Source organism: Azospirillum largimobile (assembly GCF_977007025.2).
Genome location: NZ_CDRMUA020000005.1, coordinates 362,399 through 386,596, shown reverse-complemented (window position 1 = coordinate 386,596; position 24,198 = coordinate 362,399). Strand labels below are relative to the sequence as shown.

26 protein-coding genes are annotated in these 24,198 nt (G+C 69.6%); 10 read left to right on the top strand and 16 right to left on the bottom strand.

The features are described 5' to 3' along the window. Positions 1 to 27: 27 nt before the first annotated feature. From ACWPKK_RS26525 to ACWPKK_RS26510, 4 genes are all read right to left on the bottom strand, one after another. A complete protein-coding gene (locus ACWPKK_RS26525) occupies positions 28 to 519 on the bottom strand; it encodes a hypothetical protein (protein ID WP_452010399.1) in 492 nt (163 codons plus the stop codon). Positions 520 to 615: 96 nt separating this feature from the next. After that, on the bottom strand, positions 616 to 1,314 hold the full coding sequence (locus ACWPKK_RS26520; protein WP_324870900.1) for a phosphatase PAP2 family protein: 699 nt from the start codon (positions 1,312 to 1,314) through the stop codon (positions 616 to 618). 80 nt (positions 1,315 to 1,394) lie between these two features. Next, positions 1,395 to 2,348: a D-2-hydroxyacid dehydrogenase family protein gene (locus ACWPKK_RS26515; protein WP_452010397.1), complete on the bottom strand. Its 954-nt coding sequence runs from the start codon at positions 2,346 to 2,348 to the stop codon at positions 1,395 to 1,397. 13 nt (positions 2,349 to 2,361) lie between these two features. Further along, on the bottom strand, positions 2,362 to 3,342 hold the full coding sequence (locus ACWPKK_RS26510) for a phosphoribosylaminoimidazolesuccinocarboxamide synthase (protein WP_452010394.1): 981 nt from the start codon (positions 3,340 to 3,342) through the stop codon (positions 2,362 to 2,364). 103 nt (positions 3,343 to 3,445) lie between these two features. On the opposite strand from ACWPKK_RS26510, the gene ACWPKK_RS26505 reads away from it, so the two are divergent. After that, entirely contained in the window at positions 3,446 to 4,228 is a 783-nt protein-coding gene (locus tag ACWPKK_RS26505) for a 4'-phosphopantetheinyl transferase family protein (RefSeq protein ID WP_452010392.1), read from the top strand. Positions 4,229 to 4,349: 121 nt separating this feature from the next. Here the strand turns inward: ACWPKK_RS26505 and ACWPKK_RS26500 are convergent, their stop codons facing one another. The 6 genes from ACWPKK_RS26500 to ACWPKK_RS26475 all read right to left on the bottom strand — a co-directional run bounded on the left by ACWPKK_RS26500 (position 4,350) and on the right by ACWPKK_RS26475 (position 10,580). After that, positions 4,350 to 5,777 carry a S41 family peptidase gene (locus tag ACWPKK_RS26500; RefSeq protein ID WP_452010389.1) on the bottom strand — a complete coding sequence of 476 codons (1,428 nt, stop codon included), beginning with the start codon at positions 5,775 to 5,777 and terminating at the stop codon, positions 4,350 to 4,352. Between the two features lie 305 nt (positions 5,778 to 6,082). Further along, positions 6,083 to 6,751, bottom strand: coding sequence for a sugar transferase (locus ACWPKK_RS26495; protein WP_452010387.1), 669 nt, complete (start codon positions 6,749 to 6,751; stop codon positions 6,083 to 6,085). 187 nt (positions 6,752 to 6,938) lie between these two features. Beyond that, on the bottom strand, positions 6,939 to 7,985 hold the full coding sequence (gene hypE, locus ACWPKK_RS26490) for a hydrogenase expression/formation protein HypE (protein WP_324870906.1): 1,047 nt from the start codon (positions 7,983 to 7,985) through the stop codon (positions 6,939 to 6,941). Positions 7,986 to 8,029: 44 nt separating this feature from the next. Further along, positions 8,030 to 8,260 carry a HypC/HybG/HupF family hydrogenase formation chaperone gene (locus ACWPKK_RS26485; RefSeq protein WP_324870907.1) on the bottom strand — a complete coding sequence of 77 codons (231 nt, stop codon included), beginning with the start codon at positions 8,258 to 8,260 and terminating at the stop codon, positions 8,030 to 8,032. A gap of 16 nt (positions 8,261 to 8,276) precedes the next feature. Continuing rightward, positions 8,277 to 9,305: a hydrogenase nickel incorporation protein HypB gene (gene hypB, locus ACWPKK_RS26480; RefSeq protein ID WP_452010384.1), complete on the bottom strand. Its 1,029-nt coding sequence runs from the start codon at positions 9,303 to 9,305 to the stop codon at positions 8,277 to 8,279. Between the two features lie 93 nt (positions 9,306 to 9,398). Beyond that, the gene (locus ACWPKK_RS26475; RefSeq protein ID WP_452010382.1) at positions 9,399 to 10,580 is read right to left on the bottom strand and encodes a nickel-dependent hydrogenase large subunit; all 1,182 of its coding nucleotides are present in this window, start codon (positions 10,578 to 10,580) and stop codon (positions 9,399 to 9,401) included. Between the two features lie 237 nt (positions 10,581 to 10,817). Between ACWPKK_RS26475 and ACWPKK_RS26470 the strand changes: the two genes are divergently transcribed. The 6 genes from ACWPKK_RS26470 (at position 10,818) to ACWPKK_RS26445 (ending at position 15,560) form a co-directional block, all read left to right on the top strand. Beyond that, positions 10,818 to 11,417 carry a HupE/UreJ family protein gene (locus ACWPKK_RS26470; RefSeq protein ID WP_452010379.1) on the top strand — a complete coding sequence of 200 codons (600 nt, stop codon included), beginning with the start codon at positions 10,818 to 10,820 and terminating at the stop codon, positions 11,415 to 11,417. Between the two features lie 152 nt (positions 11,418 to 11,569). After that, positions 11,570 to 12,433 carry a DUF3618 domain-containing protein gene (locus ACWPKK_RS26465; RefSeq protein ID WP_452010377.1) on the top strand — a complete coding sequence of 288 codons (864 nt, stop codon included), beginning with the start codon at positions 11,570 to 11,572 and terminating at the stop codon, positions 12,431 to 12,433. A 12-nt stretch (positions 12,434 to 12,445) separates the two neighbouring features. Then, positions 12,446 to 13,507, top strand: a complete 1,062-nt coding sequence (locus ACWPKK_RS26460; protein WP_324870912.1) for a YihY/virulence factor BrkB family protein — start codon at positions 12,446 to 12,448, stop codon at positions 13,505 to 13,507. A gap of 276 nt (positions 13,508 to 13,783) precedes the next feature. Beyond that, positions 13,784 to 13,957: a hypothetical protein gene (locus ACWPKK_RS26455; protein ID WP_452010374.1), complete on the top strand. Its 174-nt coding sequence runs from the start codon at positions 13,784 to 13,786 to the stop codon at positions 13,955 to 13,957. 232 nt (positions 13,958 to 14,189) lie between these two features. Then, entirely contained in the window at positions 14,190 to 14,891 is a 702-nt protein-coding gene (locus tag ACWPKK_RS26450) for a hypothetical protein (protein ID WP_324870914.1), read from the top strand. A 72-nt stretch (positions 14,892 to 14,963) separates the two neighbouring features. Further along, positions 14,964 to 15,560, top strand: a complete 597-nt coding sequence (locus ACWPKK_RS26445; RefSeq protein WP_452010371.1) for a HutD/Ves family protein — start codon at positions 14,964 to 14,966, stop codon at positions 15,558 to 15,560. Here the strand turns inward: ACWPKK_RS26445 and ACWPKK_RS26440 are convergent. Together ACWPKK_RS26440 and ACWPKK_RS26435 are read right to left on the bottom strand one after the other, a co-directional pair. Then, on the bottom strand, positions 15,557 to 16,888 hold the full coding sequence (locus ACWPKK_RS26440) for a GH1 family beta-glucosidase (protein WP_452010368.1): 1,332 nt from the start codon (positions 16,886 to 16,888) through the stop codon (positions 15,557 to 15,559). The genes ACWPKK_RS26445 and ACWPKK_RS26440 overlap by 4 nt on opposite strands. A gap of 1 nt (position 16,889) precedes the next feature. Next, a complete protein-coding gene (locus tag ACWPKK_RS26435; RefSeq protein ID WP_324870917.1) occupies positions 16,890 to 17,228 on the bottom strand; it encodes an acyl carrier protein in 339 nt (112 codons plus the stop codon). Between the two features lie 268 nt (positions 17,229 to 17,496). Between ACWPKK_RS26435 and ACWPKK_RS26430 the strand changes: the two genes are divergently transcribed. After that, positions 17,497 to 18,864 carry a nucleobase:cation symporter-2 family protein gene (locus ACWPKK_RS26430; RefSeq protein WP_452010364.1) on the top strand — a complete coding sequence of 456 codons (1,368 nt, stop codon included), beginning with the start codon at positions 17,497 to 17,499 and terminating at the stop codon, positions 18,862 to 18,864. Here ACWPKK_RS26430 and yddG read toward each other — a convergent pair. Next, complete coding sequence (gene yddG / locus ACWPKK_RS26425) at positions 18,861 to 19,814, bottom strand: aromatic amino acid exporter YddG (protein ID WP_452010361.1); 954 nt, start codon at positions 19,812 to 19,814, stop codon at positions 18,861 to 18,863. The two genes, ACWPKK_RS26430 and yddG, sit on opposite strands and share 4 nt — an antisense overlap. Positions 19,815 to 20,011: 197 nt before the next feature. Between yddG and ACWPKK_RS26420 the strand changes: the two genes are divergently transcribed. Next, the gene (locus ACWPKK_RS26420) at positions 20,012 to 20,752 is read left to right on the top strand and encodes a helix-turn-helix domain-containing protein (protein ID WP_452010359.1); all 741 of its coding nucleotides are present in this window, start codon (positions 20,012 to 20,014) and stop codon (positions 20,750 to 20,752) included. Here ACWPKK_RS26420 and ACWPKK_RS26415 read toward each other — a convergent pair. After that, positions 20,749 to 21,438, bottom strand: coding sequence for an alpha/beta fold hydrolase (locus ACWPKK_RS26415; protein WP_452010357.1), 690 nt, complete (start codon positions 21,436 to 21,438; stop codon positions 20,749 to 20,751). The two genes, ACWPKK_RS26420 and ACWPKK_RS26415, sit on opposite strands and share 4 nt — an antisense overlap. 121 nt (positions 21,439 to 21,559) lie before the next feature. Next, positions 21,560 to 22,177: a DedA family protein gene (locus ACWPKK_RS26410; protein ID WP_452010354.1), complete on the bottom strand. Its 618-nt coding sequence runs from the start codon at positions 22,175 to 22,177 to the stop codon at positions 21,560 to 21,562. Between the two features lie 137 nt (positions 22,178 to 22,314). Here ACWPKK_RS26410 and ACWPKK_RS26405 point away from each other — a divergent pair, with 137 nt between their 5' ends. Beyond that, positions 22,315 to 22,794 (top strand): Lrp/AsnC family transcriptional regulator, encoded by a 480-nt coding sequence (locus ACWPKK_RS26405; RefSeq protein ID WP_149223014.1) that lies wholly within the window; start codon positions 22,315 to 22,317, stop codon positions 22,792 to 22,794. Here the strand turns inward: ACWPKK_RS26405 and ACWPKK_RS26400 are convergent. Continuing rightward, entirely contained in the window at positions 22,754 to 24,040 is a 1,287-nt protein-coding gene (locus ACWPKK_RS26400; RefSeq protein ID WP_452010350.1) for a winged helix-turn-helix domain-containing protein, read from the bottom strand. The two genes, ACWPKK_RS26405 and ACWPKK_RS26400, sit on opposite strands and share 41 nt — an antisense overlap. Positions 24,041 to 24,198: the final 158 nt, after the last annotated feature.

Below are 24,198 nucleotides of genomic sequence, written 5' to 3'. Positions count from 1 at the left end.
GCCGGCCTGAGGCGTCGCCCCTCTCACTCACTCCAGCGTCGGTTCCACCCGCTGCCCGACGCGGCGTTGCGTGTCGACTGCGGCGCGCAGGCGGTCGCGGGCGGCACCCCGGCTGCCGGCGGTCGCCGCCGGACGCAGGCCGTTGAGGGCCGCCAGGAAGTTGGTGCCGGCCCGGCCCTTCTGTTCGCGGCCCTTCTGGTCCGGCGCATGGCGGGTGACGGCCGGTATTTCCTGGGTCACCGCATCGCGGTCAGTGGTCTTGCCCTTCGCTTCCGCACGGGCTTGCTGCGCTTCCACCCGCGCGCGGGCGACGATGCGATCGCGCAGGTCGGCGTCGAGCGTGCGGAAGACGCGCGACGCCTCGGTCAACTCGCGCTCCCGCCCGCTGTCCAGCGTGCGTTTCAGGGCGTTCGCCAGCAGGCGGCATTCCAGGACGCCGGGCACCCGCTCGCGTTCCACCGCGCGGGCAAGGACGCCGACGGCTTCGAGGGTTTCGCGGTCGAGGGTGCCGTGAGGCATGATGCGGCCTGATCCGAAAGGGTTAGGGCCGACACTATCGGCGGGCAGGCGTCCGTATTCAACCCGCTTGTTAACCCTTTCGGCGATGCAGCCCGATCAGCGCCCCGCCGTCGCCTCCGGCCGGTCCTGCTCCACCGCGCCGCGCCGCTGCAGCCATTCGGCGATCATCCAGCAGAAGGCCGCCCAGGCAGCGCCGACGCTCCAGCCGGCCAGCACGTCGGTCGGCCAATGGACGCCCAGATAGACGCGGCTCGACCCGATGACGAGCGTCAGCAGCATCGCCCAGGTCAGCAGATAGGCCTTGGTCCGCCGGCCCTCGACGAATTGGGACATCAGCGCGCCCAGCGTCAGGTAGACCACGGCCGACTGCATGGCGTGGCCGCTGGGGAAGCTGGCGGAGATCACCTGATCGCCGTGCGGCACCAGATCGGGGCGGGCGCGGTCGAACAGCATCTTCAGCAGGGTGCTGAGCGTCCCGCCGCCGCCGATCGACACCAGGACCAGCAGCGCCGCCGCCCGCTTGTGCAACAGCAGCAGGAAGCCCAGCGTGGCGACGGTGACGAGTGTGAGGATGGTGGTGCTGCCGAGCGATGTGATGTCGCGCGCCACGCGGGAAAGCCACCAGGGGCCGCCGGGCTGTTCGGGGTTCAGCGGGTCGCGCAGGGCCAGAAGCAGGCGCTTGTCGAAGGCGCTGGTTTCGCCCTCCATCACCTCGCCGGCCAGTTCGACGAAGCCGAACAGCAGGCCGGCGACCACCGACATGCCGACCAGCATGCCCAGCTGGTGCCTGCCCATCCTTGCCCAGATGCCGCCCCGGACGCCGTCTCCAACCCTGTCCCGCCAGCTCACCGGTGCCCTCCGTCTCTGTTTCCCGTTCAGCCGGGAGAGAGCAGCCGCACCGGTGAACCGGCCGTCCAGGCCAGGATGTCCTCCAGCGCGTCGCGGTAGAACACCGCGTAATTCTCCCGCGTCACGTAGCCCAGATGGGGCGTCAGCACGGTGTTGGGAAGGTCAAGCCAAAGGCTGTCTTTCGGCAGGGGTTCGATGGGGAAGACGTCGATGCCGGCGCCGCCGATATGGCCGTGGCGCAGCGCATGGGCCAGCGCCGCCTCGTCCACCAGCCCGGCGCGCGAGGTGTTGACGAGGAAAGCCGTCGGCTTCATCGCGCCGATCTCCGCCGCACCCACCACGCCGCGGGTGCGCTCGCTCAGAACCAGATGGACGCTGACCACGTCGGAGCTGCCGAACAGGTCGCGCTTTTCGACGCGGGTCACGCCGGCCGCGGCGGCGCGCTCGTCGGTCAGGTTGGGGCTCCAGGCCACCACCTCCATGCCGAAGGCCTGGCCGACCTGGGCGACCTTGCTGCCGAGCTTGCCCAAGCCCACCAGCCCCAGCCTCTTGCCGGCCAGATCGCCGGTCAGCCCGGTCTGCCAGCGCCCCTCGCGCAGCGCCCTCTCTTCCGCAGGGATGCGCTTGGCCAGCGCCAGGATCAGGCCCCAGGTCAGTTCCGCCGTCGGCGTCCCGACCATGCGGGTGCCGCAGACGGGGATGCCGCGGGCGGCGCAGGCCGCGAGGTCGACGGCGTTGTTGCGGGCGCCGGTGGTGACCAGCAGCTTCAGGTTCGGCAGCCGGTCGATCAGGGCTGCGGGGAACGGCGTCCGTTCCCGCATGATCACCAGCACGTCGAAGGGCTCCAGCGCCGCCGCCACCGCCGCCTCATCGCCCAGCGGCTTGTCGAAGACCGTCAGGTCGCTCCCCGGCGGCAGCTGCGACCAGTCGGCGAGGTCGCGCGCGACCCCCTGATAATCGTCGAGGATGGCGACGCGCATGGAGCCCGCCCTCTTACTTCGTGAAGTAGGGCGCCAGGTTGGCGCGGATGCGGTCGAGGATCGGGACGGCGGTCGCCGGCACCTCGAACGGGCGGCCGGTGATGGTCTCGCCGGCCTCGATGTAGACGCGGGCGGCTTCCAGAACCACGTCGGCGGGGATCTCCGGAACGTCCTGGGTGTAGGGATCGCAGCGGGCGACGACCCAGTTGCGGACGAAGTCCTTGTCGAAGCTTTCCGGCTTCTCGCCGGCCTCGAACCGCTCCTGGTAGCTGGCGGCGAACCAGTAGCGCGAGCTGTCGGGGGTGTGGATCTCGTCGGCCAGCAGGATGTTGCCGTCCTCGTCGAAGCCGAACTCGTACTTGGTGTCGACCAGGATCAGGCCGCGTTCCGCCGCAATCTTCTGGCCGCGGGCGAACAGGGCCAGCGCCTTGTCCGACACCTCGTCCCACTGGGCGCGGGTCAGCAGGTTGCGCTCCACGATCTCGGTCGCGGTCAGTTCCTCGTCATGGCCGGCGTCGAAGGCCTTGGTGGTCGGCGTGATGATGGGGGTGCCCAGCTTCTGGTTCTGGCGCAGCCCGTCGGGGAAGATGTGGCCGTACATCTCGCGCCGGCCCTGCTTGTACATCGACCAGACCGAGGTGCCGGTGGTGCCGGCCATGTAGTCGCGGACCACGACCTCGACCGGCATGATGGTCAGCCGCTTCGCCACGACGACGTTGGGGTCCGGGTATTCCAGGACGTGGTTGGCGCAGATGTCCTTCGTCGCCTCGAACCAGAAGCGCGCGGTCTGGGTCAGCACCTGCCCCTTGAAGGGGATGGCGGTCAGGGCGCGGTCGAAGGCCGACAGCCGGTCGGTGGTGATGAGGATCCGCCGCCCATCCGGAAGGTCGTAGTTTTCACGCACCTTGCCGCGGTAATGATTGGGCAGCTCCGGGATGAAGGCGTCGCGAAGAACGTTGGTCAGGTGCGGGGCGAGCAGGGCGGTGTCAACCATGGGATCCTGGTCCGGATGCGGGGGCGGATGCGAGAGGCGCGCATGATACCCGAAACCCCTGCCGGAGCCAGGACGCTAATTCAAGAGGGAGGATCGCTGTCCGATGCATGACACGAGCGTCACGAAGGCGGCGGGCGGGTGCGCCGGCGATTATGATCTGAAGCCCGGAGTCGTCCGCGTCTGGTTCGCCGATCTGACCGGGCTGTCGGCCCATAGGTCGGCGATGCGCGCCCTGCTGTCCGCCGACGAGGTGGAGCGCGCCGACCGGTTTCTGATGGAACGGCTGACCGACCGCTTCGTGCTGCGCCGGGGCTTGTTGCGGCTGCTGCTGGGGCGCTGCACCGGCCGTGATCCGGCGGCGCTGGTCTTCGATTACGGCACGCATGGCAAGCCGGCGCTGCCCGGCGGTCCCTCCTTCAACCTCAGCGACAGCGAGGACAGCCTTGCCATCGCAGTGGCGGCGGAGGGGCGGATCGGCGTCGACATCGAACGGCTGCGCCCGATCGAAAGCGCCGACGGCATCGCCGACCGCTTCTTCCACGCCACCGAGCGTGCCGCCCTGCAGGCGCTGGGGCCGGAGCGGCGGGACGAGGGCTTCCTGCTGGCCTGGACGCGGAAGGAGGCCTTCATCAAGGCGGCCGGCGTCGGGCTGTCGATGCCGCTCGACCAGTTCGCGGTGGAGGTCACGCCCGGCGCGCCGCCGGCCCTGCTGGAGATCGGCGAGGGCTTGCGGGGGGATGTGGGAATTCCGGCGGACTGGAGCCTGTTCGACCGCCGGGTGCTTCCGGGCACCGTCGCCGCCATCGCGGCGCACGGGACGGGCTGGACGGTGGAGACGCGGGTGATGGATTCCTCCCTCTCCCCCCCGGGGAGAGGGGCGGGGTGAGGGGGATGCACAGGGTGGATTTAGTGGGGGACTGGGGGCTCGACTCTTGAAGATCCTCGCCGCGCGGCCCCCTCACCCTAACCCTCTCCCCGGGGGGGAGAGGGGATCTGAAGCGCTTCCCTCACTCCCCGCCGGCCAACGTCCCGGTCAGGCGGTTGCGGATGGCGGAGACGGCGCATTCCAGGGGGCGGTCGTCGTCGGGCTTGGGGGCCTTGTCCATCACGTCGGGGCACATGTCCTGCGCCATCCACACCTGCGGCTTGGGCGGGGTCGGGGCATTGGCGTCGCAAGTGGCCGGGTCGGGGTGGGTTTCCTCGGTGCTGCCGTGGGTCGGCTTGACCTCCAGGTTCGGGGAGACGCCGAAGCAGTCCACCAGCGCGCCCGACGGGCGGTAGTAGCGGGCGGTGGTCAGGCGGATGCCGGTGTCGACGCTGAGCGAAGAGATCGTCTGCACCGACCCCTTGCCGTAGGAGCGCGAGCCGAACAGCAGCGCGCGGTGATGGTCCTGCAGGGCGCCGGCCACGATCTCCGACGCCGACGCCGAGCCGCTGTTGATCAGCACCACCACCGGCAGCCCGGCCAGCAGGTCGCCCGAGGTGCCGCGGTAGGAGCGGGATTCCTCCGGGTCGCGGCCGCGGACGGAGACGATGTCCACCGTCTCCAGGAAACGGTCGGCCACCTGCACAGCCTGCTCCAGCAAGCCGCCGGGGTTGTTGCGCAGGTCGATGACGGCGCCGGTCAACCGGCCTTTCGCCTGCCGGCGCATGTCCTCGACCGCCGCATCCAGCGCCGAGGAGGTCGACTGGTTGAAGGTGGCGATGCGGACATAGGCGACATTGCCTTCCAGCCGGTAGCGGACGGGCTGGATCTTGACGATGGCGCGGGTCAGCGAGACGCGGGTGTTGGCGTCGGTCGACGGCGGGCGGCGGATCGCCAGGGCGACCGAGCTGCCGACTGGACCGCGCATGCGGGCCACGGCGTCGTGCAGGTTCAGCCCCTTGACCGCCACATCGTCGATACGGGCGATCAGGTCGCCGCTGCGCAGGCCGGCGCGGGCGGCGGGCGAGCCGTCGATGGGGGACACGACCTTGATCAGGCCGCTCTCCTCGTCCATCGTCACCTCGATGCCCAGCCCGCCGAACTCGCCCTGCGTCTGTTCGCGCAGGTAGCGGTAGCGTTCGCTGTCGAGGAAGCTGGAATAGGGGTCGAGCGAGCCCAGCATGCTGTCCAGCGCCGCTTCGGTCAGCATGCGGTCGCTGGCGCGCGGGTTCTCAGCCTTTTTCTTCTTCAGCCCGTCCTCCGCCTTGTCGACCAGCACCTGCGGATCGAAGGGCTTCACATGCTCCGTCAAAACGCGGCGCATGGCGTCGGAGAAGAGGACGTAGTTGCGGTCGGCGGCGGACAGCGAACCGTAGCCGCGGATCTTCGCGAAATCGGTGCGGTATCGGTCGAGCGCCGCGACGGTGTCGGCACGGCTGGTTGGCGCCACGGCGCATGCGGGCCCGATCGCCACCATCATCAGCAGCAAGGCAGCCAGCAGCTTCGCCATCCTAGGCCCCTCTTGACTGGCCGGTCCGGCCGGCGGTCTTACGCTCATCGTTCACTTATACCAGGGTTTCGCCGGTTGGCCCGACCCTAGCACGTCGTTCCGCCATTCTCAAAGTCCACCCCGGATTCGGCAAGAGTGTCATGCAACGGGATGATCGGCGGGATGACCGCTGGGGGCGGCCGTCCGGCTCCCCTATCGGAAATGGTGAGCGCAAACAGCAATGTCGCGCGCCCCGATGGGACGCGCGACCGGTGTGAAGGGATGAGTGCTTTCGGAGAGAAGGGGGCGAAGGAGGAAGGGAGAGCTCAGTAGGCGCCGCTGCCCTTCACCACCACCCGCACGGTGCGCAGCATGATGCCGATGTCGGCCCAGAAGCTCCAGCCCACCACATAGGCGGTGTCGAGCTGCACGCGGCGCACGTAATCGACGTCGCTGCGGCCGCTGACCTGCCACAGCCCGGTCAGGCCGGGGCGGCAGCGGGTGTAGAAGGGGAAGCAGGCGCGGTAATAGGGGACCTCGTCGTCGATGATCGGGCGGGGGCCGACCAGGCTCATGTCGCCGCGCAGGACGTTGATCAGCTGGGGCAGCTCGTCCAGGCTCGACTTGCGCAGGAAACGGCCGACCGGGGTGACGCGCGGGTCGTTGCGCAGCTTGCGCGTCGCCAGCCATTCGGTGCGCGCCGTCTCGTCGGTGGCGAGCAGCCGCTCCAGCACCTCGGCGGAGTTCACCACCATCGAGCGGAACTTCAGGCAGGTGAAGGAGCGTCCGTCGGCACCGATGCGCCGATGGCCGAACACCGCAGGCCCGCCGTCACGGGCCACCATCCAGGCCAGCACCAGCATCAGCGGCCCGAATATGGCGAGCAGCCCCAGCGAGCCGACGATGTCGAAGGCACGTTTCACGCGATGCCTGTGCAGGGGAGGGCAACCGGGAAGCCGGTCCATCGCCTGCATCGCCGACCGGGTCCCGGCCATGCGGCCGGGGTCCAGGCGGGGTGCGCCCAAAAGAGCGATGTTGGACAACGCCATTGTAATCTCTCGTCGCTGAACGTCTCTGGTCAGAGCATAGGACCATCCGAGAGAGGCAACGGCCAGCGCGCGAAAGGGGTCCTGCCGAAGGGACAGGATTTTTGGAAAGGGTGAGTTAGCCCGCCGGTACGGGTCAGCAGATCCGGGGAAGCTGTTCTCCGGTCAGCCAATCCACAATCCGGCGGCCGCCGAAGCGGGTCTCCATTTGAACGAACCGATGGGGGTCCTCCACCACACATCCGATGCAGGCGGCATCCCGTCCCAGCGGGTGTTCGCGCATGGCGGCGAGCATCCGGTCACGCTCCTCCGCCGCGCAAATCGCGATCAGCTTACCTTCGTTGGCGGCGTAGAGCGGATCCAGCCCCAACAATTCGCAGGCCGCGGTGACCTCCGCCCGAACGGGGATGTCGGCCTCGCGCAACCGCATGCCGACTCCGGACTGGTGGGCGATCTCGTTCAACGTCGTCGCCAGTCCGCCGCGGGTGGGGTCGCGCAGCACATGCACGTCGGGCACCGCCGCCACCATCGCCGCCACTAGCCCGTTCAGCGCCGCGCTGTCGGACAGGATCGCCGTCTCGAAGCCCAGATTGTCGCGGGTCGACATGATGGCGACGCCATGATCGCCCATGGTGCCGCTGACCAGGATCACGTCGCCCGGCCGCGCCCGATCGCCGGAGGGGGCGACGCCGGGGGGCACCATGCCGATGCCGGTGGTGGTGATGAAGATGCCGTCGCCCTTGCCGCGCTCCACCACCTTGGTGTCGCCGGACACGATGGCGACCCCGGCCTCGCGCGCCGCGGCGGCCATGCTGTCGACCACCCGCTTCAGGTCGGCGAGCGGGAAGCCTTCTTCTATGATGAAGCCGGCGGTCAGGTGCAGCGGCACTGCGCCGGCCATGGCGACGTCGTTCACCGTGCCGTGGACCGCCAGCGATCCGATGTCGCCGCCGGGGAAGAACAGCGGCGAGACGACGAAGCCGTCCGTCGTCATCACCATGCGTCCGCCCGGCACGTCGAAGGCGGCCTGATCGTTGCCCTGGTCGAGATACGGGTTGGCGAAGGCGGCGGCGAACAGCTCGCGCACCAGCTGCGCCATCGCCTTGCCGCCAGACCCGTGGGTCATGTCCACCGCCCCGCGGGCGATGTCGAGCTTGCGGGTGAAGAGGCGGCGGTCGGTCATGGCGGGTGGTCCGGATGGTCGGCGGGTGTGTGTGGGGGCAGGCGTCAAGCCGCTGCTTCTGCGTCCGCGACCTCGGCCAGCAGAGCGAGCGTTCGCTCGGCCTCCTCGGCGTCGAGACGGGACAGGGCGTAGCCGACATGGACGATCACGTAGTCGCCGACGGCGACGCCCTCCACCAACTCCAGCGAGCAGGTGGAGGTGACGCCGCCCAGGCTGACCGTGGCGCGGTCGTCGGGCAGCAGGGCGGTGACCAGGGCTGGAACGGCAAGGCACATGGCGGCGGTCCTCCGGTCAGACGGCAGCTGAGGTCGGGTGAGAGGCGCGGGCTTCCGCTAGCCCGTCGGCGATCCAGTCGTACCACTCCTCCAGACCCTGGCCGGTGGTGGCGGACAGCTGGATCACCGCCAGCGACGGGTTCAGGCGCTGGGCATAGCCGATCATCCGCTCCACATCGAAGGTCAGGTGAGGCAGCAGGTCGATCTTGTTGACGACCAGCAGGTCGGCGCGGACGAACATGTCCGGGTATTTCAGCGGCTTGTCCTCTCCCTCGGTCACCGACAGCACGACGACGCGGTGGGTCTCGCCCAGGTCGAAGCCGGCGGGGCAGACCAGATTGCCGACATTCTCGACGAACAGCACGCCGTCCTCGGCGAAGCCGCTCTCGGCGGCCAGCTTGTCGGCGGCCTGTGCCACCATGGAGGCGTCGAGGTGGCAGCCCTTGCCGGTGTTGACCTGCACCGCCGGGGTGCCGGTGGCGCGGATGCGGTCGGCGTCGAAGCTGGTCTGTTGGTCGCCTTCGATCACCGCGACCGGGAAGCGGCCCTTCAGGTCGGTCAGGCTGCGGGTCAGCAGGGTGGTCTTGCCCGATCCGGGGCTGGACATCAGGTTCAGCACGAACACCCCGCGCCCGGCGAAACGGCGGCGGTTGATGTCGGCCAGCGCGTCGTTCTTCGCCAGGATGTCGCGCTCGATGGTGATCAGCCGCGGCTGGTTCAGCGCGGCGCCGCCGTCGATGGCGTCGGGGCGGTCGGGACGGTGGTGGTGATGCGCGTGGGCGTGGTCATGGCCGTGCTCATGACCATGCCCGTGATCATGGTGCCCGTGATCGGTGTGGCTGTGGCGGAACACCGTGCCGTCGGGGGCGACATGCTCGTGGGTGTCGTCGTGATGGTGGTGAGCATGGTGGTGCGCCGCCCCGTGCCCCTCGCCGTGACGGTGGCGGTAGACCTTGCCGTCCGGGCCGATATGCTCATGCTCGGCATCGGTGGCCTTGCCGTCGATCCGGGTTTCGCCTTCTCCGCATCCGCAAACCGTGCACATCACGCGCTCTCCCACTCTTCGATCCGCAAAGCGATCGCTCTGTCCGTTCGGCGGCCCATCATCGGACGGCCCGTCCGCTTCGGCAAGCGATCGTCATTCGTGTACCTCTATGCCGCAGGCGACGCAGGGGTCGAGCATCGCGACCAGCAGCCGCGCCCGTTCCGCCGCGTCGTCGCGGCTGTGCACCTCGGCACCGGCCAGTCCACGGGCCAGCGGGCCGTCGGCGGCGAAGTTCCAGTCGGTCGGGGCCACCATGCGGGCATCGGCGATCCGCCCGGCCTCGTCCAGCCGCAGCCAGTGGGCCAGCCGTCCGCGCGCCGTCTCCGCCACTCCGCAGCCTTTGCCCGGTCCCGGACCCGCCGCCATCGCCGGATCGGCCGGGCACAGGTCGGCCATGGCCGCCTCCATCCGCTTCGGCAGCTCTGCCAGATCGGCGAGCCGCGCCGCGAACAGCCGGGCCAGCCCGTCGCCGAAGCGGTCCGTCACCGAAACCACCAGCGGGTGCGCCGCCTGACGTTCCAGCGGCCCGGTCAGCGCCGGGGCGCCGTCATGCTGCGGCCGTATGGCGAAGGCCGGATCGCCCGACAGGGCCGCGGCGAACCAGTCCGGCCCGCTTTCGCTCAGCAGCGGCACGCCGCCCGCTCCCCAGCCGGCCAGATCGGGGCCGAGCAGCCGGGCGCCCAGACGCGCGGCGTCGCTGGCGCCGCGGCCGGCCCAGCGGAGGAGGTCGTCAACATCCCGCGGCGGCGGTCCGGCGAAGACCTCCTCCTCCACCCAGTCCTTCATCCGGTCCAGCGCCCCCCGCAGCGCAGTCCCATCGGGCCGAAGGACACCGCCGCCCGGCCGCAGCCCGTCCTTGGCCGGATAGAGCGCCGGCATGACCGCGGAGACCGCCTGGCGCAGGGCGCGCAGGGTAGCAAGCCGGGGAGGGGCGCCGAGGCGCGCCGGCCATTCGACGACGGCCTGCCAGCCGTGGCTGTCCAGGGCCTCCGCGTCGGTCAGCAGGCGGCGCGCCGTCTCCTGCGCGCCCGCGTCGATCCCCAGGGCCGCCTCGGAGGCGCGGGCGACGGCAAGTGCTTGCGCGGTTCCGCACAGGCTGAACAGCAGTGGCGCCAGCCGCACCGCCTCCTCCGGCGGGCGACCGACCAGGACGGCGACGGCGCGCGGGCGGCGGGCGGCGACCTCGGCCCGGCCGATGGTGTCGGCGCCCTTTTTGCCGTCGAGCCACAGCCGGACGGATACCGATCCCTCTGCGGGACGTGTCGCTGCGGTCATGGTGAAGTCCTGGCGGCAGGGCGGGCGGCGGCGGATCCATCCTGACGGAACCGGGGTGCAACTCATTGACCTGCGTCAAAATACGTAGATCCGGCGGGGCGGACCCTGTGTTCCGGCCATGGCCGAGATGACGCTTTCTGCTACACTTCGCCCCAACCGCGCCATGCAGCCCGGCTCCCCATGCGTCGGGCGGGAGGGCCGTGGCGGGCGCGACACGACATCAGAGGATGCTTGTCCATGAAACGTTTCCCCCTCGCCTCGGCCGTCCTGCTGGCCGGGCTGGTGCTGCCGGCGGTTGCCGACGCCCACACCTTCGGCGCCCATGATGCCGGCTTCGTCCATGGCTTCCTGCATCCGGTCGGCGGCTGGGACCACCTGCTGGCCATGGTTGCGGTCGGGCTGTGGGCGGCGCAGCGCGGCGGTGCGGCGTTGTGGGCGCTGCCGGCGGCCTTCGTCACCGCCATGATCGGCGGCGGCCTGCTGGGCATGGCCGGCATCGGCCTGCCGGCGGTGGAACTGGGGATCGCCGGTTCGGTCATCGTGCTGGGCGCCCTGGTCGCCGCGCAGTCGCGCCTGTCGCTGCCGGTGTCGCTGGCGGCGGTCGCGCTGTTCGCGCTGTTCCACGGCCATGCCCATGGGGCCGAGATGCCGGAGGCGGCGCAGCCGCTGCTCTATGGCCTGGGCTTTGCGCTCGCCACCGCCCTGCTGCATGGGGCCGGCATCGCCCTGGCCCTGTCGCTGCGCGGTTTCGCCCGCGAAGGTATGGGCGGGCTGGTCCTGCGTGGCCTGGGCGCGGCCATTGGTCTCGGCGGCGTGGCGCTGGTCACGCTCGCCTGAGTCCGGCTTGCCCGATCGCGGGCAACGGATTCGTTTGCGGAAGGACGGGGCCGGGAGGGAGACCTCCCGGCCCTTTGCCTGTGCAGGTCAGGCCGGAACAATCGCCTCCCCGTGGTGTTGCAAGCCGGCAGCCCCCACAGGAGACGTCCGGCATGACCAACCACAACGACGCCATTCCGCCCGCCGCTCCGTCTGCGTCGGTTCCCTCCGACCGCGAGGCCGCTGCCGGGGCCGCGACAGCGACGCAGAACCGGCGGCCCGAAGAGATCGAGCATGAGATCGAATCAATCCGCGCCCGCATGGACGCGGTGATCGACGAGATCGAATTCCGCCTGTCGCCCGGCCAGATGTCCGGCGGGGTGGTGCAGGTGGTGCGCGACGTCATCCAGGGCGGCGGCGACGGCATGTCCGGCCGGATCGCCCGCGCCGTCCGTGCCAACCCTATTCCCGTGGCGCTGATGGGCGTCGGCGCCCTCTGGCTTGCCTGGGCGGTCGCCCGCACCCCGGAGGCCACCACCGAATTCGACGATTACGATCCCCGCGGCCGGCAGTTGGACCCGCGCAGCCGCCATCTGCTGACCGACCTGATCGCCGCCTGCCGCGACGGATCGGACGCCTTCCGCCGCGCCGACATGACCATCGCCGACCCGGCCCTGTCCTCCCGCCTGGAGACCCTGGCCGACCAGCTCGACCGCAGCGCCATGGAGTTGGACGCCGAGTTGCGCAACGGCGGCGGCTGGATCGAGACCGCGGGTGACGGTGGCCGGGTCTGGTCGCCCCTGCATGGCCTGGCGGAGGCGAGCGCGCGCAGCGTCGTGGCGGGCGTCGGCGGAATGGCCGGGCGGGGCGACCTGCTGGCACGGCTGGAAAGCGGGCTGGACGGTACGCTGGCCCTGTTCCGCGATGCCCTGCGCGACGCGCCGGACGATCACCTGCAGGTCGTCATCGGCGCCCAGTTCCATGCCGTGGAAACCGCCCGCCACCGCGTCGGCGCGCTGCGCGAAGCCGTGGTCTGAGGAGGGCGGGTCATGCTGGGGTTGAGCCGCCGCCATTACTACGAGCACCGGAACCGTGCGAACGGGTACCATGCGGCCGGGCGCGCCGCCAACGACGCGCGCGGTGGGAGCCGGGACGGCCGCGGGCGGTCGGCGGAAACCCCGTCCGACATTCCCAAGAAGGGATGGAAGGACATCCTGCTGCGGGTGTGGGACGAGCAGAGCAAGGACAACGTGTCGATGCTGGCCGCGGGCGTCGCCTATTACGGGCTGCTCGCCATCTTCCCGGCCATCGCGGCGCTGGTCTCCATCTACGGCCTCGTCGCCGACCCGGCGCTGATCGAGAACCAGCTGAGCCAGATGGGCGGTCTGCTTCCTCCGGAAGCCCTGTCCATCGTCAGCGACCAGGCCCGCAAGGTGGCCACCGCCCCGTCCGAGGGGCTGGGGGTCGGCCTGATCTTCGGCCTGCTGCTGACCCTGTGGAGCGCATCGCGCGGCACCAACTCGATGGTGACGGCGCTCAACATCGCCTATGGCGAGCAGGAGACGCGCGGCATCATCAAGCTGGCGGTGCTGTCGATGGCCCTGACGGTGGCCGGCCTGCTGTTCGTCATTGTCGCCATGGTGATGATCGTCGCCGTGCCGGCTGTGATCAACATCATCGGGCTGCAGGACACGCCGATCGGCTGGATCGCCAGCCTTGCCCGCTGGCCAATCCTGGCGGTGGCGATCATCCTGGGGCTTGCCGTCTTCTACCGCTATGCCCCCGACCGGCGGGAACCGCAATGGCGCTGGGTCACCTGGGGGTCGGCGGCGGCGACCCTGGTCTGGCTGTTGGGATCGTTGGGCTTTTCCATCTATGTGTCGAACTTCGGCAGCTACAACGAGACCTATGGGTCGGTCGGTGCGGTCGTGGTGCTGCTGCTGTGGTTCAACCTGACCTCCTACGTCGTGCTGCTGGGGGCCGAGCTGAACGCCGAGATCGAGCACCAGACCGCCCGCGACACCACCGACCGCAACGGCCGGCCCGCCCGGCCGCTGGGCCAGCGCGACGCCTATGTCGCCGACACGGTGGGCGAGCGCAAGGCAGGCTGATCGGGAAAATGTCCCTTGGCAGGGCGGCGGCCACGCGCTATGGTCGCCGTCATGCAACAGGCGCTTTCCATCGCGTCCTCCGGACGCTCCCGATATTTTGGCCGCTGGTTTCGTCCGGCGGCCTAGGAACGCGCATCTGTCGCTCATTCCCGAAGCCGCCCGGACCGACCCGCGGCGGCTTTCGTGTTTGTGATCTCTGCCCTTGACGGGCTGCACATCCTCAAAATCCGAACACGGGCGATCCGGGCGGCCTCATCTTCCGCAAGAGAGGTTGTCATGTTCGATTTCGATGTCGTCACCGGCCCCACCCAGCCGCCCCATTGCCCCCCGGTCGACGAGCCGGCCGGACCGGCCGCCTCCGAGTCGGCCCCGCAGGCGGCAGCCCTGGGCGCTGCAGCCGCTGCGCACTCCGCACCGAAGCCGGAAATGGAGGGAAAGCCGCGATCCTGAGCAGGGATCGGGCTGCCAACCGTGGCGTGGAGGCCCCGCATCCCAGCTTTGGACCAAAAAAATCACGAATCCTGCCTATGTTCCGCCGGCTGTTGTCGTATACTCCCTTAGGGCAGACGTGTCCGGGTGGCGGCGCAGCCGGCCGCACCCTTGTTGGTACTCCTCGGTGGCATTCGAATCCGCTCGTTCGGGTTTGAGTGTGATGGTCGGATCGGAAGAAGGATGACGGATCATGGCGGATGATGCTCTCTCAAGCGTCAGCTCTATGGTTTCCGGCCTCAACGCGTCGATCAAAAACGCGGTCGAGGCCATCAAGAAGTCGCAGAGCAACCAGGCCGTCGGCGACGTCCAGGAATATTCCAAGACGGTCAAGAAGTCGGCGCTGACCACCACGGCCGGCGCCACGGACATCGGCGTGCTCGCCAAGAACACCACCCGCCTGAATGTCGCCAGCACGCTGACGGCGAACGACAAGGTCGATTTCTACAAGTTCAAGGTCACCTCCAAGGGTGAGATGACCATGGGTCAGGTCGGCGACGACGGCGTGCGCGTCCAGCTGATGAACCGGCTGGGCCGGGTGATGGCCGACAGCGACCCGAAGTCCGGCGACAATTACGACTCCTTCAAGAAGCTGCAGGCCGGCAACCTGACGGTCGACAAGGGCGACTACACCCTGCGCGTCACCCGCGACAAGGGCCAGTCCGACAAGGACCCCAAGAACTACGCCATGCAGCTGGTGATGGGGAACTACAGCAAGGACTACGACACCGTGGCCAAGGCGCCGGCCAAGGGCGACACCGGCGCGGCGGCGCTGACCACGGGACAGCAGGCGACGCTGGACGGGCTGAACAGCGCCATCGGCAGCCTGAACTCGATCCCCACCGGCCAGACCGGAACGCAGAAGCTGATGGGCAGCTTCAACCTCTTCGTCTGAGGCTCTTCGTCCATGCCATCGGCACCGGCTGTGCTATGACGGTGCGGAGTTCATCCGCGCCGGAGCCTGACATTGCCCACCGTCACCCTTCTGAGCCCCGCCGATCACCGCCGCGTTCCCTGGAAGAATGGCGGCGGCGTCACCACCGAACTGGCGGTGGAGCCGACCTCCGGCCCGAACTCCGGCCCAACCTCCGATAGTCGCTTCCTTTGGCGGGTCAGCATCGCCGATGTCGTCGAACCCGGTCCATTCTCGGCCTTTCCCGGCTATGACCGCCTGATCGCCGTGGTGGAGGGCGACGGCATGCGCCTGTCCGTCGATGGCGCCCCGCCTGTCGAACGGCACCGCCTGGACCCCGCCTTCGCCTTTCCCGGCGAGGCGGCGGTGTGGTGCGAGCCGACCGCCGGCCCGATCCGCGACGTGAACCTGATGCTCGACCGCGCGTCGGCCACCGGCACCCTGACCCTGCTGGCCGATCCGGCCGGCTATCGCGCCGACGGCGATGTGGTTCTGGTCCATGCCCTTGCCGGATGCCTATCCGTCACCCCCGATGGCGGGGATACTCTGCCGGTTCCCGAAGGACACAGCCTGCTCCTGCGCGACGGCACCGCGCGGGTGGAGGTGCCGGACGGAGCGGAGGGCGTGTGCGCGGAGGTGCGCCGACGTTAGGCCTTCGCCTTCCGGATCAGCTCGGCGTACCAGCGCGCCGAGTCCTTCGGCGTGCGGGCCAGGGTCTGGAAGTCGACATGGACGATGCCGAAGCGTTGGCCATAGCCGCTGCCCCACTCGAAATTGTCCAGCAGCGACCAGACGAAATATCCCTGCACGTCGGCACCCTGGGCCATCGCGTCGCGCATCGCGGCGTTGTAGATGGTCAGGTAGTTGATGCGGTGGGGATCGTGGACGGCGCCGTCGGGGCTGACGGTGTCGCTGCCGCCGCAGCCGTTCTCCGTCACGACGATGGGCAGGCGGTAGCGGCGCTGGATGGTCAGCAGCTCGTCCCGGAAAGCGTCGGGGAAGATGGCCCAGCCGACGCCGTGGGTCGGCGAATCGGGCGGCGCGTCGCCCCAGCCGTACCCCCAGGTCCGGGCCGGGTCGGCCTTGGCGAAGATCGGGCCGTAATGGTTCAGCCCGAACCAGTCCACCGGCCGGGCGATGCGCGCCATGTCGCCGGCCTGCACGTAAGGTTCGATGGCGGCGGCGGTCTGCGGCGGATAATGGCCGAGGATCTGCGGATCGCAGAAGACGAGGTTCCAATGCTCGTCCAGCAGCGAGGCGGCGGCACGGTTTTCCGGCGTGTCGGTTTCCGGGATCACGACCTGCCGGTTGTGGATCGCGCCGATGGAGGCGCCGGGCACCAGATCGCGCAGCACGTCCACCCCGGCGCCATGGGCGAGATTGACATGGTGGATGGCGCGCAGATGCTGCGCCCGGTCGACGATCCCCGGCGCCGCCCACGGAATGGCGTAGCCGAACAGGGTGAAGACCGAGAACTCGTTGAAGGTGATCCAGCGCTTCACCCGGTCGCCGTAGCGCCGGGCGCAGAGCGCGGCATAGTCGGCATACCAGCCGGCGCAGTCGCGGGCCGACCAGCCGCCCATGTCCTGCAGCGCCTGCGGCAGGTCCCAGTGATAGAGGCAGAGCCAGGGTTCGATCCCCGCCTCCAGCAGCCGGTCGACCAAACGGTCGTAGAAGTCCAGCCCGGCCTCGTTCACCGCCCCCTTGCCGCGCGGCAGCACCCGTGGCCAGGAGACCGAGAAGCGGTAGGCGTCGACGCCCAGCCCCTTCATCAGCGCCACATCCTCCGGCATCCGGTGGTAATGGTCGCAGGCCACGTCGCCAGTGTCGCCGTTCACCACCCCGCCCTGGGTGCGGCAGCGGACGTCCCAGATGCTGGCGCCGCGCCCGCCCTCGGCCGCCGCCCCTTCGATCTGGTAGGCGGAGGTGGAGACGCCCCAGACGAAACCGGGCGGATAGGAGAAGGTCGGGTCTGTCATCTCAGGCGGCAATCTCGTTGATGCTGCGGCAGCGGCTTTCGAACTCGTCGGAGATGAACTCAGGGCGCTTGTAATAGCCCTTGATCCAGCTCGCCAACAGGCAAAGCTCCTCCAGCTTCACCAGCTCGTCCAGCGTCCCTTCGGGGAAACGGATGCCGAAGCTCTCGGAGATGTATTCCAGAACCTGTTCGACCTGGTCAATCGACAGCTGGATGTCGGTCTCCAGCGTCGCATTCCGGGTCAGCAGAGCTTCGTCCACCCCGTATTCGTCGCGGATCAGCTTCACGATCCAACGGAACATGTGCATCCAGTTGGATACACCCTCGATCGACTTGCTCATCGCGACGCTCTGTTCGGGTTGCGCGAAAGGGGTAGGCGACAGCGACTGTACCCACGGATCGTTAAAGAATAACGCAGCCCGCATCGCCGTCTCCACCCGGCGCGGCAAAAAACCGCGCGGGATCTGCCACCTGCACGGGCAGTCTCCATCGGAGGATGCCCACGTCTTGTGCAGGCGCGTTTGATGCCCGCTACGCAGGATGCGGTGCGGCGACGCGGCACGGCCCATGCATCGCGGTGCCGTACCACAGGACAGCGAGGCCAGCGCCATGACACGCGCCACCGACAAGACAGCCGCCCATCCCGTCGACGAGGTGCTGCCGCCCTGGCGGCTGCTGGCGCTGGGGCTGCAGCATGTGCTGGTGATGTATGCCGGGGCCATCGCGGTGCCGCTGATCATCGGCGGGGCGCTGAAGCTGCCCAAGGACCAGGTCGCCATGCTGATCAACGCCGACCTCTTCGCCTGCGGCGTGGTCACGCTGATCCAGGCGGTTGGGTTCTGGCGATTCGGCATCCGGCTGCCGATCATGATGGGCGTCACCTTCGCCGCCGTCGGGCCGATGGTGGCGATGGCGGCAAACCCGTCGCTGGGATTGCTGGGGATCTATGGCGCGGTCATCGGGTCCGGCGTCTTCGCCATGGTGGCGGCTCCCCTGGTCGGCCGGCTGTTGCCGCTGTTTCCGCCGGTGGTGACCGGCAGCGTCATCGCCATCATCGGCATCTCGCTGATGCGGGTCGGGGTGGGGTGGGCCGGCGGCGGGGTGGGCAATCCGCGCTTCGGCGACCCGGCCTTCCTGGGTGTCGCCGCCTTCGTGCTGGTGACGATCCTGGCGCTGATAAAGCACGGCCGCGGATTCGTCCGCAACGTCGCGGTGCTGCTGGGGCTGGTGGCCGGGATGGTGCTGGCGATGGCGCTGGGCATGGTCAATTTCAACGGTCTGGCAGAGGCGCCGTGGGTGGCGCTGGTCCAGCCCTTCCAGTTCGGCCTGCCGGTCTTCGACCCCGTCGCCATCCTCACCATGTCGCTGGTGATGATCGTGGTGATGATCGAGTCGACCGGCATGTTCCTGGCCGTCGGCGATATGGTCGGCCGGCCGGTAACGCAGGAGGATCTGGTCCGCGGCCTGCGCACCGACGGGCTGGGCACGCTGATCGGCGGCGTCTTCAACACCTTTCCCTACACCTCCTTCTCGCAGAATGTCGGGCTGGTCGGGGTGACGGGCGTGCGCAGCCGCTGGGTCTGTGCGGCGGGCGGGCTGATCCTGCTTCTGCTGGGTCTGCTGCCGAAGCTGGCCCATGTGGTGGCGTCGGTCCCGGCCTTCGTGCTGGGCGGCGCCGGGCTGGTGATGTTCGGCATGGTGGCGGCGACCGGCGTGCGGATCCTGTCGCAGGTCGATTACGCCAACCGGCGCGAGAACCTGATCGTCGTGGCGGTCAGCGTCGGCGTCGGGCTGATCCCGCTGGTGTCGGACAAGTTCTTCTCGCAGATGCCGTCCTTCCTGTCGCCGCTGCTGCACAGCGGCATCCTGCTGGGCACGCTGACGGCGGTGGCGCTGAACTGGTACTTCAACGGCCTGGCGACCGGCGACCGCGCCCGCCACGACGTCGCCACCGCGGCTCAAGGGGCGGAGGCCTAAGAGGATTTCCGCTGCAGCAGGTCCTTGCTCGCCAGCAGCGAGCCGCCGGCGATCAGGGCGCAGGACACCCAGATGATCCCCGAATTGGCGGCGAGGCCGAACAGGACCAGCAGCAGGGTCGACAGCAGCGGCGCCAGATAGGACAGCGCCCCCAGCGCCCGGATGTCACCATGGCGCACGCCGTAATCCCAGACGAAGAAGGCCGCCCCCACCGGACCCAGCCCCAACAGCAGCATCGCTCCCCAGCCGGCGGCGGTCTCCGGCCACACCGTCTGTTCCAATGCCAGATGGCAGAGCAGCGACAGGATCGCGGTGGCGAGGCAGAAGGCGCTGACGGCGTCGGTCGGCGCCTCGCCGATCTGGCCCAGCCGGCGGCGCAGCACCGAATAGCCGGCCCAGGTGACGGCGCTGCCCAGGGCCGCGGCATAGCCCGGCAGATGCGCCGGATCGATGGAAAGCCCGCTCCCCAGGCCGCCGCTCCCGCCACGGGCGATCAGCAGCGCGGTGCCCGCCAGCCCGGCGACGGCGCCGCCGACATGCCACGCCCGCAGCCGCTCCCCCGGCAGCAATGCTGAGAACAGCACGATCAGCAGCGGCCACAGGTAGTTGATCAGGTTGGCTTCCACCGGCGGGGCCGCCTGCAGCGCCATGAAATAGAGGAAGTGAAAGCCGAACAGCCCGCCCACCCCCAGCGCCCAGGCGGCCGGCGGCTGGCGGAAATAGCGCAGCGGGTTGTCGCCGCGCAGCACCGTCCAGGCGCTGCCGACCAGAAAGGCCAGCAGGAAGGAGCTCGCCACCAGCTGGAACGGCGGCACCATCGAGGCCAGCGTCGCCAGCGGGGCCAGCGTCGCCCACATCAGGATGGCGGTGAAGCCGACCAGCGTGGCGCGGTTGACGGCCCGGCGGTCGGGCAGGGCGGGGCTGGTGGTGGCGGCTGACGGAGCGGGCATGGTCACTGTCGATCGGTTGGCGTGGATCGGGCGACCATAACCGGTGGACGGAAGGTTGTCTTGACCGGGGCTCCGGCCGGAATTGACCGGCTCTCCGGGGGAGGGAACCGGCAGAAGGACTCGTACGTGTGCCTGTACGCATGGGGGCTGACGGCGTAGCATGGCCGCTTCAACCCGCTCCCCAGGAGTCCGACGGCGTGGCGTCCCCGCATCGGCCGAGCGTCAGCACCCGCAGTTACGACGGGTTCGAGCGGCGGCACGCGCATGATCATCACCAGATCGTCCTGCCCATCGCCGGGACCCTCGACATGGAGGTCGCCGGCATTTGCGGGCGGGTGGGCGACGGGCGCGGCGTGCTGGTGGCAGACGGGATGCCGCACAGCTTCCGCAGCGCCGGGACCAACCGTTTCGTCGTGCTGGACGTGCCGGTGGGAGGGCTGGTGCCGGAGACCGCAGTACGTGTCTGCGACGCCTTCTTCCCCATCGACACGGCGCTTGATGGGTTGGTGCGTTATCTGGCGGCGGAGGCGGCCGACCGGCCGCTCGACCCGGTGCTGGCGCACCATGCGGCCGGGCTGCTGCTGCGCGCCCTGGAATCGCGTCGGCCCACGCCCGCCCTGCCGGACGACCCGGTCGAGCGCGCCCTGGCCCTGATGGCGGAGCGGTGCGAGGAGCCGCTGACGGTGGCGGAACTGGCCGCCGCGGTCGGGCTGGCACCCAGCCGTTTCCACGAGCGCTTTCGGGCGCAGACCGGCACCACCCCAGCCCGCCGGCTGGCCGAGCTGCGGCTGGACCGGGCGGAGGCGCTGCTGCGTACCGGCGATCTGCCGCTGGCGGAGGTGGCGTTGGCTGTCGGCTTTTCCGACCAGAGCGCACTGACCCGCAGCCTGCGCCGCCGGCGCGGCACCACGCCGGGAGCGCTGCGGAGCGGTGTCTAGACCGCCGCGCGCGCCGCCTCGACGATCACCGCCGCCACCGCGTCCGGGCGGGACAGGTGGGGGGCGTGGCCGCTCTCGACCTCCACCTTGCGGGCGCCGATGCGCGCGGCGGTGGCGCGCAGGAAGTCCGGCGGCAGCATGCGGTCCTGCGTGGCGACGATGTACCAGGCGGGCTTGGCCTTCCAGGCGGCGGCCGTGACCCTGGTGGCGAAGCAGGCGGCAGCCACCGGCCCCTGGGTGGCGGCCAGCAGGGCGGCCTCCTCCGGTGCCAGATCCTGGGCGAAGTTGCGGGCCATGCCCTCCGGCGTCAGGGTCAGGAAACGGCCCTTGTCGACCGAGACGCCGGACAGGCCGGCTGATGGCGGGAAGGGCTTCAGCGTGTCGTTCGGCGACTGTCCGGAGTCGGGGGCGAAGGCGGCGACATAGACCAGCCCCTTCACCCGCTCCTGATCGCCGATCTGAGTGATGACGGCCCCGCCCCAGGAATGGCCGACCAGCAGCACCGGCCCCTTCGTCCGGTCGATGGCGCGCTGGACATGGGCGGCATCGTCGTCGAGCGAGACCAGCGGGTTCTGCGCCGCGACCGCCGCCAGCCCCTCCGCCTGCAGGCGGGGGATCACCCGGCCCCAGGAGGAGCCGTCGGCGAAGGCGCCGTGGACGAGGATGACGGTTGGGGTGGAGGTCATGGGCTGATGTTCCCGCTGGCGGTCGGACCCACCAGGGAGAGCATGCGGCCGGCGGCGCCGTCCAGCCGGGGCGGGGGAGTTTTCCTCTGGGCGGAATTCCTCTGGGCGGAAACGGAACCTGCTATTCCGCCGGCTGCTTGGACGTCCGCCGGCCGAAGGTGGCGACCCGGTAGACGTACCAGAGGGCGATGCCCACCGCGACGATGTTGGACACCGGGTTCAGCCAGCCGGAAACCTGCTGATACCGGTCCTCCAGTAGATAGCCAGCGGTGGCGAGGAAGGTCGTCCAGATCGCGGTGCCCAGGGTGGTGTAGAGCAGGAAGGGCGCCAGCGCCATTTCCGACACGCCGGCGGGGATGGAGATCAGCGTGCGCACCGCCGGGATCATCCGGCCGATCAGCACCGCCCGCCCGCCATGCTCGCGGAAATGGGAAGCGGCCTCGTCCACTTCGTCGGGGCTGATGGTCAGCCAGCGGCCATGGCGTTCGGCCCAATGCTTCAGCCGGCGGCAGCCGACCCAGCGGCCGATCACATACCAGAACAGCGCGCCCACCAGGGCGCCGGCCGTGCCGGCGACCACCACCAGTGGCAGACTCATGTCCCCGCGAGCGGCGGTGAAGCCGGCCAACGGCAGGATCAGCTCTGATGGAATGGGCGGAAACAGGTTCTCCGCGAACATCAGCAGAGCCACGCCGAGATAGCCGGTCTGCTCCACCATCCTGACGATCCAGTCGAACACACCCATCCTCCTGCGTCTGCCCAACCGGAGAACACCGGACGGGCCGATTGGTTGCGCCGGGGGGACTCGCAGTCGCTGTCCGCCCGGCATATGTTCCCCTAGATGATGGTTTCCGGCGCGGATTGAAGAGAGACGGAATGGCGACGATCAAGCTCGACCGGCATGAGAAGGGGATCCTGGCGGCCCTGCAGGAGAATGCCCGCCTGACCATGCAGGAGTTGGGCGACACCGTCGGCCTGTCGGCCTCCCCCTGCTGGCGCCGGGTGCGGTCGATGGAGGACATCGGCGTCATCCGCCGCTACACGGTCCAGCTCGACCCGCGCAAGCTGGGGCTCGGCGAGTGCGTCTTCGCCCATGTCACGCTGGAACGCCATAAGGAGAACGCGGTCGAACAGTTCGAGAGCGCCATCGCCGGCATGCCGCAGGTGCTGGAATGCTTCGCCGTCACCGGCGACGCCGACTATCTGCTGCGCATCGTCGTGCCGACCACCGAGGATTACGGCCGCTTCCTCAGCGAGCGCATCTTTTCCATCCCCGCGGTGTCGCACGTCAAATCGAGCGTCACCCTGAAGGAGGTCAAGTTCGAGACCCGACTGCCGCTGGACCATCTGGAGTGAGCGAAGCGTCTGCTCCAGTCTGCGCCAACGCCCCCGCCAAAGCCGGCGTCAGATCGCCGCCGCCGGCCACCGCCACCCGTTCCAGCCCCAGCCATCCGGCCAGCCGGCGCAGTTCCGCCGCCAGGTGCGGGGCGACGGTCTCGGGACGGGCGTGGGGTTCGGTGTGGGCGGCCTGGACCAGCAGGGTGCAGGCCTTGCGGTCGGATTTCAGGTCGACACGGGCGGCGATGCGCTCGTCCATCAGGAAGGGCAGCACGTAATAGCCATGCTCCCGCTTGTGGGCGGGGGTGTAGATCTCCAGCCGGATGCGGGCGCCGAACAGGCGTTCGGTGCGCTGCCGCTCCCAGATCAGCGAATCGAAGGGGGAGAGAAGGGCGCGGGCCGGCGCCTTGCGAGGGATGCGCAGGTCGGCGGTGACGTAGGCGGTGCGCTCCCATCCCTCCACCGTCACCGGCAGAAGCTCGCCGGCCTCCACCAGCTCGGCGATTCGCAGGCGGGCGTCGGCAACCTCCAGCCGGTGATAGTCGCGCAGGTCGCTCATCGTCGCCACGCCATGGGCGCGGGCGGCGATGCGCAGCAGGGCACGCTGGGCCTCGGCCTCCTCCGGTGTCGGGGTGTCGAGGATGGCGGCGGGCAGCACCCGCTCCGGCAGGTCGTAGAGCCGCTCGAAGCCGCGCCGTCCGGCGGTGGTGACGAGACCGGCCCAGAACAGGTACTCCAGCGCCCGCTTGCCGTCGCTCCAGCCCCACCAGCCGCCGGCTCCGCGCCCGGCCTCGCTGAGTTCCGAGGCGCCCATCGGCCCGCGCGACGCGACCTCCGCCAGGACGGAGTCGATGTAGGCGCGGCGCTCGACGGCGAAGCGGGCAAGTTCGCCATAGATGCCCTCGCCGCGTTCTGCCCGCGCCATGCGCCAGCGGAACAGCGGCTGCTGCTCCACCGGGATCAGCGAGGCCTCGTGGCCCCAATATTCGAACAGCGCCCGCCGCTTGCCGCCATAGGCCAGCCGGTCGAGCAGCGCCGCCTCGTACGGTCCCAGGCGCGAGAAGAGCGGCAGGTAATGGGAGCGCACCAGCACATTGACGGAATCGATCTGCACCAGCCCCAGCCGGCCGATCATGCGCCGGGCATGGCGGGCCTCCACCGCAGCGGCGGTTGAAGCGTCTTCGAGGACAGTGTTGGCGAAGCCTTGCGCCGCGATGGCGATGCGGCGGGCCTCACGCAGGGACAGGCTGTCGGGACGGGGCATGGGCAAAGCGACCGTTTAAAGCCCCTCTCCCCTTGCGGGAGAGGGGTTGGGGTGAGGGGTATAGATACTCGGTGAGGGGTAAACATACGTACGACACTGGTACAGAACAGGTTTCCGGCCGGTATGCACCGGCGCCACCCTCACCCCAACCCCTCTCC

Coding starts and splice junctions, on each gene's coding strand:
- ACWPKK_RS26525 (WP_452010399.1), bottom strand. CDS start 519: ATGCCTCACGGCACCCTCGACCGCGAAACCCTCGAAGCCGTCGGCGTC.
- ACWPKK_RS26520 (WP_324870900.1), bottom strand. CDS start 1,314: ATGGGCAGGCACCAGCTGGGCATGCTGGTCGGCATGTCGGTGGTCGCC.
- ACWPKK_RS26515 (WP_452010397.1), bottom strand. CDS start 2,348: ATGCGCGTCGCCATCCTCGACGATTATCAGGGGGTCGCGCGCGACCTC.
- ACWPKK_RS26510 (WP_452010394.1), bottom strand. CDS start 3,342: ATGGTTGACACCGCCCTGCTCGCCCCGCACCTGACCAACGTTCTTCGC.
- ACWPKK_RS26505 (WP_452010392.1), top strand. CDS start 3,446: ATGCATGACACGAGCGTCACGAAGGCGGCGGGCGGGTGCGCCGGCGAT.
- ACWPKK_RS26500 (WP_452010389.1), bottom strand. CDS start 5,777: ATGGCGAAGCTGCTGGCTGCCTTGCTGCTGATGATGGTGGCGATCGGG.
- ACWPKK_RS26495 (WP_452010387.1), bottom strand. CDS start 6,751: ATGGCCGGGACCCGGTCGGCGATGCAGGCGATGGACCGGCTTCCCGGT.
- hypE (WP_324870906.1), bottom strand. CDS start 7,985: ATGACCGACCGCCGCCTCTTCACCCGCAAGCTCGACATCGCCCGCGGG.
- ACWPKK_RS26485 (WP_324870907.1), bottom strand. CDS start 8,260: ATGTGCCTTGCCGTTCCAGCCCTGGTCACCGCCCTGCTGCCCGACGAC.
- hypB (WP_452010384.1), bottom strand. CDS start 9,305: ATGTGCACGGTTTGCGGATGCGGAGAAGGCGAAACCCGGATCGACGGC.
- ACWPKK_RS26475 (WP_452010382.1), bottom strand. CDS start 10,580: ATGACCGCAGCGACACGTCCCGCAGAGGGATCGGTATCCGTCCGGCTG.
- ACWPKK_RS26470 (WP_452010379.1), top strand. CDS start 10,818: ATGAAACGTTTCCCCCTCGCCTCGGCCGTCCTGCTGGCCGGGCTGGTG.
- ACWPKK_RS26465 (WP_452010377.1), top strand. CDS start 11,570: ATGACCAACCACAACGACGCCATTCCGCCCGCCGCTCCGTCTGCGTCG.
- ACWPKK_RS26460 (WP_324870912.1), top strand. CDS start 12,446: ATGCTGGGGTTGAGCCGCCGCCATTACTACGAGCACCGGAACCGTGCG.
- ACWPKK_RS26455 (WP_452010374.1), top strand. CDS start 13,784: ATGTTCGATTTCGATGTCGTCACCGGCCCCACCCAGCCGCCCCATTGC.
- ACWPKK_RS26450 (WP_324870914.1), top strand. CDS start 14,190: ATGGCGGATGATGCTCTCTCAAGCGTCAGCTCTATGGTTTCCGGCCTC.
- ACWPKK_RS26440 (WP_452010368.1), bottom strand. CDS start 16,888: ATGACAGACCCGACCTTCTCCTATCCGCCCGGTTTCGTCTGGGGCGTC.
- ACWPKK_RS26435 (WP_324870917.1), bottom strand. CDS start 17,228: ATGAGCAAGTCGATCGAGGGTGTATCCAACTGGATGCACATGTTCCGT.
- ACWPKK_RS26430 (WP_452010364.1), top strand. CDS start 17,497: ATGACACGCGCCACCGACAAGACAGCCGCCCATCCCGTCGACGAGGTG.
- yddG (WP_452010361.1), bottom strand. CDS start 19,814: ATGCCCGCTCCGTCAGCCGCCACCACCAGCCCCGCCCTGCCCGACCGC.
- ACWPKK_RS26415 (WP_452010357.1), bottom strand. CDS start 21,438: ATGACCTCCACCCCAACCGTCATCCTCGTCCACGGCGCCTTCGCCGAC.
- ACWPKK_RS26405 (WP_149223014.1), top strand. CDS start 22,315: ATGGCGACGATCAAGCTCGACCGGCATGAGAAGGGGATCCTGGCGGCC.
- ACWPKK_RS26400 (WP_452010350.1), bottom strand. CDS start 24,040: ATGCCCCGTCCCGACAGCCTGTCCCTGCGTGAGGCCCGCCGCATCGCC.